Source organism: Provencibacterium massiliense, assembly GCF_900169495.1.
GTDB lineage: Bacteria > Bacillota > Clostridia > Oscillospirales > Ruminococcaceae > Harryflintia > Harryflintia acetispora.
In genome coordinates this window covers 189,323-200,924 of record NZ_FWCH01000010.1, presented here as the reverse complement: position 1 = coordinate 200,924, position 11,602 = coordinate 189,323, and the positions used below count along the sequence as shown (strand labels likewise).

Genomic DNA, 11,602 nt, shown 5'->3' with positions numbered 1-11,602 from the left:
GGTGCAATTTTGTCAAGGCTCGCGCCTTAATATTTGACCGGGTTGCTGGTCAGGTACTTCTTGACCATCAAGGCGACCTTAAAGACGATCGCATGGTCAAACTCGCGCAGGTCGAGCCCGGTGAGCTTCTTGATCTTCTCCAGCCGGTAGACCAGGGTGTTGCGGTGCACGAACAGCTTGCGCGAAGTCTCGGAAACGTTGAGGTTGTTTTCAAAAAAGCGCTGGATGGTGAAGAGGGTCTCATGGTCCAGGCTTTCGATCGAGCCCTTCTTGAAGACCTCCTTTAAGAACATCTCGCACAGGGTGGTCGGCAGCTGGTAGATCAGCCGCGCAATCCCGAGGTTGTCATAGTTGACGATCGACTTCTCGGTGTCGAACACCTTGCCGACCTCCAGGGCGACCTGCGCCTCCTTGAAGGATTTGGCCAGGTCCTTGACCCCCGCGACCGGGGTGCCGATTCCGCAGACCACCTTGGTGTAGAACTCGCTGCCCAGGGTGTCCACGATCGAACGGGCCAGCTTCTCAAGGTCCTTGCTCTCGATCCCGGCCTTGATCTCCTTGACCAGGACGATGTCGGTCTCGCTGATGTTGAAGACGAAGTCCTTCTGCTTGTCCGGGAACAGGTTCTGGATCACGTCGAAGGCCGAGATGTCGTTGGTGGAGAGCACCCGGATGAGGAAGACCACCCGGGAGACGTCGGTGTTGAAGTGCAGCTCCCGCGCCTTGACGTAGATGTCCCCGGGCAGGATGTTGTCCAAAATCACGTTCTTGATGAAGTTGTTGCGGTCGTACTTCTCGTCGTAGTACTGCTTGATGGAGGAGAGGGTGATCGCCAGAATGCTGCAGAACTTGGCGGCCATGTCGTCGGTCCCCTCCACAAAGACCGAATATTCCGGGCGGCCCTTGCCCGCGAAGGGCTTGTAGGTGTAGCCGTCGCGGATGAACATATCGCTGTTTTCGCCCAAATCGAGCATCAGGTATTCGTTGGTCTCGCCGATCTTGGACAGCTCGCTGCAGGAAATGATGGTGGCGGTGTCGTCCACCACGCCGATGACGCGGTCGATGGTATCACGCATCTGGTGCACGATTCCCTGGAACAGTCTGTTTGACATTAATATAACCCCTCTTCCATCGGCGATTTATCCAAATAACCCGCAGGCCTTGCACGCAAGGATAAACCAGCCCATTCTTATCTTATTTTACCGAATCGGTGCGATAAATTCAAGTGATTTTTATAGAAAAGGCGGCTTTGACGCCTTGAATATCCCGGATTCCTGCGCGCCGGCGGGTAAAACGCGGCAAATCCCCCAAAACACGGCGAGGGGCGAAACCTGCCGAAGCGCGCCGTACCTCTACAGTATATACCTCTTTTATTCATCAAATGTTAATTTTTTTAAAATTTGTTCGTCTGCCGGGCGAAAAATCAGGCTCGCTCCCCGTCCCGCGCGATCAGCCTTCGCAGCGCCCGGACTGCCGTGTCGATCGCCTCGCCGGTCTCGTGCACGATGTGGTCCAGGAGCCCCGCCCTGCGGCGCTCCTGGTTGCCCACCACCTCGAGCACCGTGCCGCAGCGTGCGCGAAGGGAACTCGCCACCACAAAGAGGGCGGCCGACTCCATCTCGGAAGCGAGGCACCCGCAGCGCAGCCAGGCCTGCCAGCGCTGCTGCAGCTCGTATCCGGCGGGCATGCGCTCGGGCTCATGCTGGCCGTAGTAGCTGTCCTTGCACTGCACCACCCCGACGTGGTACCGCCTGCCGCCCTCCCGCGCCGCCTCTGCCAACGCGCTTACCACGGCGAAATCGGCCACCGCCGGGAATTCGATGGGCGCGTATTCCCGCCCGGTGCCCTCGGCGCGCACGGCGCCGGTGGCGATCACCAAATCGCCCCCTTCCACCTCGAGCTGCATGCCCCCGCAGGTACCCACCCGCAAAAAGGTGTCGGCCCCGCACTGATAGAGCTCCTCCATGGCAATGGCGGCAGAGGGGCCGCCGATCCCGGTGGAGGTGACGCTCACCCGCACCCCGTCGAGGGTGCCGGTATAGGTGGTGAATTCCCGGTTTTGCGCCGCCAGGACCGGGGCGTCAAAGCGGGCGGCGATCTTTTCACAGCGCCCCGGGTCGCCGGGCAGGATGACGTACCGCCCCACCTCGCCGGGGCGAAGCTGCAAATGGTAGAGCCTGTCGGACGAATAGGCTTTGGACATCGCGTTCCCTCCTAGAGCGCCTCGTCGCCGAGCGAGCTCTGGACGAGGTCATAGATTTCAGGGTGCTTCTTCTTGAGATTCAGCGGCCGGAAGGTCTCGCGGTCCACCCAGCCGTGCAGGGTGGTGCCGGTATTGATGGGGCTCTGCTCCCCGGCACGGTAGATCGCGTAGGAGAACTGGATCCGCGAGACGGAAAAGAGGCTGATCTTGACTTGCACGCACAGCTCGTCCTCATACTTCGCCACCCCGCGGTAACGGCAGCTGAGGGCGCTCAGCGGCAGCATAACGCCCCTGCGCTCCATCTCGGAATAGGTCATCCCCAGGCGCCTAATAAAATCGGTGCGCGCCACCTCGTACCAGACCGGGTAGACCGAATGGTGGGCGATCCCCATCTGGTCGGTCTCGGCATACCGCACCGTAATCCTGCTTTCGGACACCAACGCCCTCATCTCCCTTTGCACAGTTTTGATAAATTAATACAATTATACCATATCGGGAGTCAAAAAACAGCCCCGGCCCTTGCGGCATTTTGGATTGCCTTGGTGCGCAAAATGTGATAGAATATTTTGGAATTCCACCAACCTCGACCGTAAGGGAGAATCGTCCATGCGAGGACCATATAGCCAGCTCAAATCCATTCCAAATATCCTGTCCCTGGTGCGCATCCTGCTCATCCCCTTCTTTTTGTGGGCGTTTTTGTGGAAGCGCAGCTATCTGCTCTCCTCGGGCCTGCTGATTTTTTCAGGGCTCACCGACCTGTGCGACGGATACATCGCCCGGCGATTCAACATGGTGACCGAGCTCGGCAAGGTACTCGACCCGGTGGCCGACAAGCTCACCCAGCTGGCCATCCTTTTCTGCCTGTCGCTGCGCTATCCGGTCTTTCTGGCGGCGCTGGCGGTCTTCGCCGTCAAGGAGCTGCTCATGCTCACCGGCGGGATCCTGCTCCTTCGCAAGCGGATCCATCCTGGTTCGGCCAAGTGGTTCGGCAAGCTCGCCACCTTCTTTTTTTATCTCTCGACCATCGTGATTGTGCTCATTCCCACGCTGGACGAGCGGGTCGTGAACACCGTGGTGCTGCTCAACATCCTGCTGCTCCTCTTCGCGCTGGCGCGGTACATCCCCATCTTCTTCTCCTTAAAGAAGGGCGGGGGCAACGACTAAAGAGCCAAAAGGCCCCGGAAGGAAAATCCTTCCGGGGCCTTTTATTTTGCCGCGCTCACGCCTGTGCCTCTCCCCGCAGCTCGCGCACCGTGTCCCGCAGCAGCAAAAAGATCACGACCAGCAGGACGACCGCCAGCAGCTCGACGCGCAGAAAGCCTCCATCGAAGCTAAAGACAAAGTTGCACACCACATAGGACGAGCAGCCCACCACCCCGAGCGGGACATACCAGCGCCTGGGATAGCAGAACCAGTAGACGAGCGAGAGCAGGTCGGCGGCATAGAAATACCGCTCGTGCATATGGGGCAGCAGGTAGGGCGCCAGCAGCACCGAGAGCAGCGCCAGGGAGACGATCGCCCTTTCGCTCAGCTTCACCCGGCTGCTCACCAGGAAATAGCAGCCGATCAAAGTTACGCCGAGCAGCAGCAGAATCCCCGCCGGGGCGAAGATTTCGGAGTCCATGCCATTTAGCCAGCTGTAGGGGTTGGGGGCCATCATCGAGAGCTCCTGATAGCTGCCGGCCTGGCTGAGATAGATGGTCAGCAGCTCGCCGAAGTCCCGCCCCATCAATGCCGCCGGGAGGATCCCCAGCAGGTAGACCGCGGGCGGCAGCAGCAAATGCAGCGGGCGCAGCCTGCCCTTGAGCAGCAGCGCCAACAGCAGCGGCGCCAGGAACACCGCCTGCAGCTTGAAGGCCAGCGCCAGCGAAAAGGCGAGCATCCCGCGCAGGCTGTCCTCCCGCAAAAAATAGTACAGGCAGGCGAGCAGCCCGGCGGTATAGATCGCATCACACTGCGCCCAGACGGCGCTGTTGATGAGCACCGTCGGCAAAAAGAGCGCACCGCACCAGGCGAGCAGCGCATAGCTTTTGTTCCCCACCACCTGCCAGACGATACGCATGGCGTAAAGGGCCAGCACCAAATCCGCCGCGCAGGAGAGCAGCTTGACCGCATGGAGCCCGTCCAGCGGCAGGTAGGTCAGCAGCGCCAGCAGATAGATATAGGGTGGGGAGTAGTCCCCCACCGCCAGCCCGATGGCCCCAAGGCCCCCGTTTTGCCGCAGGGTATCGAACCACAGGCTGAGAAAATCCCGGAAATCGGTCGAGACAAAGGGGAAGAAGGTCCCGCGCACCAGCAGCGCCAAGATCCCGGTGCCGATCAGAAAGCCGGCCTCCCGGCGGGTAAAGCGTAATGTTTTCATACCGTCCTCAAACTCAAAGCGCGGGCGCCCCGGGGGGAATGCCGTCCCGCCGGGGCGCCGCACGCCGCGTTGATCCTTTATCTGTTTTTAAGAAATATAAATCTGCCCGTCCTTGGCCGTCACCTCGATGGCCTTGGGAGGGGTGTCCAGGGTGCTGATAAGCAGGGTGCAGACCCGGTCCTCGATGTCCTTGCGGATCACCCGGGTCAAATCGCGCGCGCCGCTGTGCCCGCCGAAGGCGCGGTGCGCCACCTCGCGCAGGAGCGCGTCGTCGTAGCGCAGCTGCACGCCCCGCTCGCTCAAAGGCCCCTTCAGCTCGTCGAGCATCAGGGCGGCGATCCGCTGGTAGTCCTCCTCGCTCAAGGGGCGGAAGACCACGATCTCGTCCACCCGGCCCAGAAACTCGGGGCGCAGGAATTCCTTTAAGGACTTCATCGCGCGGTCCTTGGCGACCTGCTGGGGCTGGCGGTTGAAGCCCAGGGACATGTCGCTGCGCTCGGTCCCGGCGTTGGAGGTCATCACGATCACCGTGTTTTCAAACGAAACGGTGCGCCCCTGCGCGTCGGTGATCTTCCCCTCGTCCAGGATCTGCAGGAGGATGTTCATCACATCCGGGTGGGCCTTCTCAATCTCGTCGAAGAGCACCACCGAATAGGGGCGGCGGCGCACCTTCTCGGTGAGCTGGCCCGCCTCGTCGTAGCCGACATAACCCGGCGGGGAACCGATGATCCGCGAGACCGAGTGCTTCTCCATGAATTCGGACATATCGAGCCGGATCAGCGGCTCCTGGTCGTCGAAGAGCTGCTGGCTTAACACCTTGACCAGCTCGGTCTTCCCCACCCCCGTGGGCCCGACAAAGATGAAGGACGCCGGCCGGCGGCGCGCCGAAAGCTGGATCCGGGTGCGCTTGACCGCGGCGGACACCAACTCCACCGCCTCGTCCTGGCCGATGATCCGCTTTCTGAGCTCATCCTGGAGCCCCGCCACCCGGCTGAGCTCGCTCTCGCGGATCTTGCTCGCCGGAATCCCGGTCCACAGCTCGATCACCTTGGCCACGTCGTCGTCGGTCACCGGCGCGCCGATCGCCTTGGGGGCGAGATCGCTCAGCTGCGCCTGGACGCGGATGGCCTCGCTCTTGATCGAGGCGATGTGCTCGTAGTCCTTATAGTCCGGGTCGGCCTCCAGGGTGATAATCTCGTCGTTGAGCTCGGTGATCCGCTTTGAGAGCTCGTCGTATTTCGCCATGTCGGGGTTGCGCATCACCGCGCAGGAGCAGCTCTCGTCGAGCAGGTCGATCGCCTTGTCCGGCAGGAAGCGGTCGGTGATGTACCGCTCGGAGAGCACCACCATCCGCTTTAGGATATAGTCGCTCACCGACACCCGGTGGAACTGCTCGTAATGCCCCTTGATCCCCTGCATCACCTCGAAGGTCTCGTCGATGTTCAGCTCATCCACCTTCACCGGCTGGAAGCGCCGCTCGAGCGCCGCGTCCTTCTCGATGTTCTTGCGGTATTCGGTAAAGGTGGTCGCACCGATGACCTGCACCTCGCCGCGCGAGAGGGCGGGCTTCAGGATGTTCGCGGCGTTCATCGCGCCGCCCTCGCTCTCCCCGGCGCCCACGAGGTTGTGGATCTCGTCGATGAAGAGGATGATGTTCCCCAGCTCCTTGATTTCGGAAATCAGCCCCTTGACCCGGCTCTCGAACTGGCCCCGGAACTGGGTGCCCGCGACCAGGGCGGTCAGGTCGAGCAGGTAGATTTCCTTCCCCGCCAGCCGGTAGGGCACCTCCCCGCTGCAAAGCCTTTTCGCGATCCCCTCGGCGATGGCCGTCTTGCCGACGCCCGGCTCGCCGATCAGGCAGGGGTTGTTCTTCTGCCGGCGGTTCAAAATCTGCATGACCCGGTAAATCTCGTTTTGCCGGCCGACCACGTTGTCAATTTTGCCCTCGCGGGCCTTTTCGGTCAGGTTCTCGCAGTAGGTGTTGAGGTACTTGCGCTTCTTGTCCTCCGCGCGCTGCTTGCGCTCGGACTTCTTTTCCTGCCGCCGCTCGCCGGTGGACACCTCGCCGGGCGCCTCCTTCGGCAGCTCCCCGCCGCTGTTTTTGGGCATGTTCCCTCCGAAGAGGTTCTGCAAAAACGGGAAGGGCTGCGCGCCGCCGACCTCGAAGCCCTCCTCGCCGTTTTCTCCCATGATGTCCATGAGCTGGTTGTTCATCGCCTCCAGCTCCTCCTCGTTGACCCCCATCTTTTTCATCAGGTCGTCAACCGGCTGTATCCCGAGCTCCTTCGCGCACTGCAGGCAAAGGCCCTCGTTGACCGGCTCGCCGTTGTCCATGCGGGTCATGTACACCACGGCGATCCGTTTTTTGCATCTCGAACATAACATATTCATAAAAGGCTCCCTCTCAAACACGAAACGATTCCCGTGCACCTTCGTTACTTGCCGTCTATCGTTCAAGGGGCAATACGCCCCTGTTTGCGTTCATTATAACCCAATCCTGTGAAATTTCTGTGACCAAACCACATCTATTTTTAAAAATTTTAGCACTCCATGGTTTAGTTTGCTAATTTATCCTCAGCTGCGCCAGCACGTCCTTGATCCCCGCATAGGAGAGGGCGTTCTGGGTGAGCAGCAGCAGGTCGAGCGGGTTGGTGTTGACGAACACCCTAAAGAGCACCGTGCGCTGGTAGAGCGCGTAGCTCGCCAGCGTGATGTCCTCGCCCGACAGGCGGATTACGATCCCCTCCTTGGTCAGCGAGACCAGCAGCACCAGCAGCACCGCCACGACGTACATGGTCAGCGCGGCCTGCAGCGCGCCCACCGCGCCGCCCAGGATCCGGTTGGCAGGGCCCAGCAGGGGAAGGTGGTTGACCGAGCCGAACACCCAGGCGACCCGGCGCACAATGATCATCAAAAGGCCGAAGATCAAAAAGAAGAAGATGATTTTGAGCAGCATGACCGCCAGCGGCGCCACGATGGCGTCGGCGATCTCGCCGGCCGCGCCCTGCCCGCCGTTTTGGATCAGGTCGCCCAGCGCGTCCACGATCCCCTCCTTGTCCATGCCAAGGGCCCCGAGCACCTCCTCGGGGAGCCCCTCGAACAGCCCCAGCAGCCCGGCGGGAAGGGCGTCGTTTCGGTACTGCGCCAGTTTTTCGGCGATCCTTTGGATCACCCCCGGGCGGATCAGCGAGCCATAGACCCCGGCGGCCAGCGGGCGGGAGAGCACCGCGGCGCCGACGAGGGCGGCGGCGTAGCCGATGAAGCTGACGATGGTGCGCAAAAAGCCCCCGCGCGCGCAGGCGGCGATCATGTAGACGAAGACGATGACGGTAGCGATGTCGTAAATCAGCGGAATGAACGGTTGCATAATGATCTCCTTTTTCGCCGGGCGGCATGCCCGGCAGGCAGCATAGAAAGGATCAGCGGATTTCAAGCCGGCGCAATTCCTCATAGGTCCCGGCGTAGAGGCTCTGACCCAGCGGCAGGTATTCGCCCGTGCCGGGGGCCTCGGTCTGCGCGAGCAGCTTGCCGCCAAAGTCGTAGTGATAAACCACGTTGTCGGACAGGTAGTAAATCCCCCGCTCGTTCACCTTGAGCGAGTCGACGGTGGTATCCACCGTGAAGCGGGCGAGCTGCTTACACTTTGCGTCGAGCGAGACCACCTCGCTCGAGCGCATGTAGCGGTAGTTGCCCAGCACCAGCACGGTGTTGTGCAGCTGCTGGTCCGAAAACAGCATCGGCTGCTGCCCCTGGTAGTCGAAGGAGGCGCGCACCCGGCCCATGCTGTCGATCGACTTGACCCCCTTGTCGGTGATTACGTGGATGGACTGGTCCTTGAAGGAGACGCTGTAGGTGAACTCGCCCGGCAGCTGCGCGCGCATGATCTCCTGGTTGTTCTTGACGTCCAGCAGGTAGACGGTGGAGACGAGCTCCCCTCCGCTGGCGTTGATACAGGAGATGGCCACCTGGCCCGCGTCGGGCGAGAGGGCGATCGCCGTCGCCATGTTCTCCGAGCTCTTCCAGACCAGCGGCTGGTTTTGCAGGCTGTCGTAGACCGTCACCTGAGTGGCGTGCTGCGAGGCCGAGGTCGCCACCGCGACCGAGCCGTCCGAGGCGACGTCGGCCGCATGGATGGCGTAGCCGGCGTCGATTTGTGCGAGCTGCCGCGAGGAGCTCGTCAGCAGGAAGCGGGTCCCTCCCTGGTCGTAGAGCAGCGCGCGGCCCCCGTCGGTCTTGAGCACCGGCGAGGCGAAGCCGTGGGTGGCGGTAAAGGTCATATTGCCCTTGTTGTCGTAGACGTAAAAATCGGTGTCGTTGATGAAGCAGATATCCCATTCCAGCGGCTCGATCTGGCGGATCGAACCGCCGGAAAGCGCGATGGGGAACTGCTCGTCCCTCGTAAACTGGGAGCGGAAGGCGACCCCAAACTCGGACTTTGAAAAGGCGCCGAACCAAACCACTCCGCCCGCGGCGACGGCTGTAATGAGCAGCAGCCAGAAGATGGCGCTGAGCTTTTTTCGGATATTCAGTTTGCGTTTGTAGCGCTCAAACTCGCTGAGCTTCTCTTTTGCCATCCGTCGTCTCTCCAAACACTCAGTTTTCGGGGTCCGGCAGGTCGTAGTACACTTCCTTGAGATAGAGCCCCGCGGCCGGTGCGGTGGGGCCCGCGTTTTTGCGCTCGCGCGCACGCAGGATTTCCGGGATTGCGTCGGGGGCGATCCTGCCATAGCTCATTTTGAGAAGGGTCCCCACCATGATCCGCACCATGTTGTAAAGGAAGCCGTCCCCCGCCACCTCGAAAGACACCAGCTCCCCTTCCCGGCGCAGCGAGCAATCGGTGATGGTGCGCACCCGGTCCGCAACGTCGCTGCCCGACGCGCAGAAGGCCGAAAAGTCGTGCCGCCCCAGGAAGTCCTGGCAGGCGCGGTTCAGCCGCTCCACGTCCAGCGGGTAGCGGTGGTGACAGCACAGGTCGATCAAAAAGGGGTTCTTGACCGGGGAATTGTGGATCTTATAGAGATACCGCTTGCCAAGGCAGCTGTAGCGCGCATGGAAGCCGGGCGGCACCTCGCGGCAGGCATAGGCCGCGAGCGCCCCGGGCAGGGAATTGTTGAGCGCCAGGACCAGCCGCTGCGGCTCGATCGAGCTTTTTGTATGAAAGCTCAGGCAGAACATCTCAGCGTGCACTCCGGCGTCGGTGCGCGAGCAGCACTTGATCAAAAGCTTCTCCCCCACGATCCGCTCGAGGGCGGGCTGCAGCGTCCCGCAGACAGTGACGGCGTTTTTCTGCACCGCCGAGCCGTGGAAGTAAGCGCCGTTGTAGCGTAAAGTCAGCAGCAGGTTGCGATCCATCCCCGCCTCCTAAAACAGCGGCGGGACGAGGAGGGTGATCGCCACCACCGCCAGAATACACGCCAGCACAAAGCCGCTCGCCACAAAGTCGTAGTAGCGCAGGTGCAGCTGCTTCATCCGGGTGCGCCCCTCGCCGCCGTGGTAGCAGCGGCACTCCATGGCCAGCGCCAGCTCATCCGCGCGGCGAAACGCCGAGACGAAGAGCGGGATCAGAATCGGAATAAGCGCCTTGGCGCGCTGCATGAGGTTGCCGCTCTCGAGGTCCGCCCCGCGCGCCTTCTGGGCCGCCATGATCTTGTCGGTCTCCTCGATGAGCGTCGGGATGAAGCGCAGGGCGATGGTCATCATCATGGCCAGCTCGTGCACCGGGACCTTCAGCCGCTTTAGGGGGGAGAGCAGCCGCTCGATCGCGTCGGTGAGCGCGATGGGCGAGGTGGTGTAGGTCAGCAGCGAGGTCCCGGCGATCAGGCAGATGATCCGGATGGTCATGGTGATCGCCAGCAGGACCCCCTCCTTGGCAATCTTGATGAAGCCCCACTGGAAGATGATCTCGCCGTCCATAAAGAACATGTTGAGCACGCCGGTGAAAAGGATGATCGGCACCACCGGCTTTAAACTCTTGAGGATCATTTTATAGGGGATCCCCGAGATGCCGTAGGTCAGCACCAGAAAGAGGATTCCCACCGCCAGCCCGCTCGGATTGGTGGCCAAAAACAGCATGACGATATAAGCCACCACCAGGATGATCTTGACCCGGCTGTCCAGGCGGTGGATGACCGATTTGCCGGGGAAATACTGCCCAATTGTGATGTCGCGCAGCATTAGGCCTTCCCCCTTTCCGAGAGCAGGCGCAGAATCTCGTCCTTCGCCCTTTGCATGTCGTAGATGTTGCGCCGCACCGGGTACCCCTCGGCAGAGAGCCGGTGGAATATCCGGGTGATCTGCGGCACGGACAGCCCCATCGCGGCGATCTGATCGGCGTGCTCGAAGACCTCGGCCACATCGGCGTACATGAAGAGCCTGGACTGGTTCATCACCAGCACCTTCTTGGAGTAGCGGGCGATGTCCTCCATCGAGTGGGAGACCAGCAGCACGGTGTTCCCCACCTGCTGGTGGTATTCCCTGATCTGGCCGAGGATCCGGTCCCGCCCCTTCGGGTCGAGCCCGGCGGTGGGCTCGTCCAGGATCAGCACCTTTGGGTTCATGGCGATCACCCCGGCGATGGCCACCCGCCGCTTTTGGCCGCCCGAGAGCTCGAAGGGCGACTTCTCCATGTGTTTTTCCTTGAGCCCCACGAAGGCCGCGGCGTCCATCACGCTCTTGTGGATCTCCTCCTCGCTCATTCCCATGTTGCGCGGCCCGAAGGAGATGTCCTTATACACGGTGTCCTCGAAGAGCTGGTATTCGGGGTACTGGAAGACCAGCCCCACCTTGAAGCGGAAATCGCGCAGGCGGCTCTTGTCCGCCCACAGGTCCTCCCCGTCGATATAAACCTTGCCCGCGGTCGGCTCGAGCAGGCCGTTGAAATGCTGGATCAGGGTGCTCTTCCCCGAGCCGGTGTGCCCGATCACCCCGACGAATTCCCCGCTCTCGATCTCGACGTTCACGTCGTCCACCGCCGTCTTCTCGAAAGGGGTGCCGGGCGAATAGATATAGCTCAGATGCTCCGTTTTGATCGCCGGCAT

The 11,602-nt window shown here is 61.5% G+C and carries 11 protein-coding genes; 1 reads left to right on the top strand and 10 read right to left on the bottom strand.

Annotated elements, in window-relative coordinates:
• Positions 1-26: 26 nt before the first annotated feature.
• The 3 genes from B5477_RS03360 to B5477_RS03350 all read right to left on the bottom strand — a co-directional run bounded on the left by B5477_RS03360 (position 27) and on the right by B5477_RS03350 (position 2,640).
• Positions 27-1,112 (bottom strand): PucR family transcriptional regulator, encoded by a 1,086-nt coding sequence (locus B5477_RS03360; RefSeq protein ID WP_079698391.1) that lies wholly within the window; start codon positions 1,110-1,112, stop codon positions 27-29.
• A gap of 311 nt (positions 1,113-1,423) precedes the next feature.
• Positions 1,424-2,203, bottom strand: a complete 780-nt coding sequence (gene udp / locus B5477_RS03355; protein WP_079698390.1) for a uridine phosphorylase — start codon at positions 2,201-2,203, stop codon at positions 1,424-1,426.
• An 11-nt stretch (positions 2,204-2,214) separates the two neighbouring features.
• Complete coding sequence (locus tag B5477_RS03350; protein ID WP_242942108.1) at positions 2,215-2,640, bottom strand: acyl-CoA thioesterase; 426 nt, start codon at positions 2,638-2,640, stop codon at positions 2,215-2,217.
• A gap of 169 nt (positions 2,641-2,809) precedes the next feature.
• Here B5477_RS03350 and B5477_RS03345 point away from each other — a divergent pair, with 169 nt between their 5' ends.
• Complete coding sequence (locus B5477_RS03345; protein ID WP_079698388.1) at positions 2,810-3,367, top strand: CDP-alcohol phosphatidyltransferase family protein; 558 nt, start codon at positions 2,810-2,812, stop codon at positions 3,365-3,367.
• A gap of 55 nt (positions 3,368-3,422) precedes the next feature.
• Here B5477_RS03345 and B5477_RS03340 read toward each other — a convergent pair whose 3' ends face one another.
• The 7 genes from B5477_RS03340 to B5477_RS03310 all read right to left on the bottom strand — a co-directional run bounded on the left by B5477_RS03340 (position 3,423) and on the right by B5477_RS03310 (position 11,602).
• Positions 3,423-4,565: a hypothetical protein gene (locus tag B5477_RS03340; RefSeq protein WP_132085253.1), complete on the bottom strand. Its 1,143-nt coding sequence runs from the start codon at positions 4,563-4,565 to the stop codon at positions 3,423-3,425.
• Positions 4,566-4,652: 87 nt separating this feature from the next.
• Positions 4,653-6,950: an ATP-dependent Clp protease ATP-binding subunit gene (locus B5477_RS03335; protein WP_079698470.1), complete on the bottom strand. Its 2,298-nt coding sequence runs from the start codon at positions 6,948-6,950 to the stop codon at positions 4,653-4,655.
• A 178-nt stretch (positions 6,951-7,128) separates the two neighbouring features.
• Entirely contained in the window at positions 7,129-7,932 is an 804-nt protein-coding gene (locus tag B5477_RS03330) for a CvpA family protein (protein ID WP_159448910.1), read from the bottom strand.
• A gap of 52 nt (positions 7,933-7,984) precedes the next feature.
• A complete protein-coding gene (locus tag B5477_RS03325) occupies positions 7,985-9,139 on the bottom strand; it encodes a DUF5711 family protein (RefSeq protein ID WP_079698385.1) in 1,155 nt (384 codons plus the stop codon).
• Positions 9,140-9,158: 19 nt separating this feature from the next.
• The gene (truA, locus tag B5477_RS03320) at positions 9,159-9,917 is read right to left on the bottom strand and encodes a tRNA pseudouridine(38-40) synthase TruA (protein ID WP_079698384.1); all 759 of its coding nucleotides are present in this window, start codon (positions 9,915-9,917) and stop codon (positions 9,159-9,161) included.
• 9 nt (positions 9,918-9,926) lie between these two features.
• Positions 9,927-10,739 (bottom strand): energy-coupling factor transporter transmembrane component T family protein, encoded by an 813-nt coding sequence (locus B5477_RS03315; RefSeq protein WP_079698383.1) that lies wholly within the window; start codon positions 10,737-10,739, stop codon positions 9,927-9,929.
• On the bottom strand, positions 10,739-11,602 hold the full coding sequence (locus B5477_RS03310) for an energy-coupling factor transporter ATPase (RefSeq protein ID WP_079698382.1): 864 nt from the start codon (positions 11,600-11,602) through the stop codon (positions 10,739-10,741). The genes B5477_RS03315 and B5477_RS03310 overlap by 1 nt, the downstream gene beginning before the upstream one ends.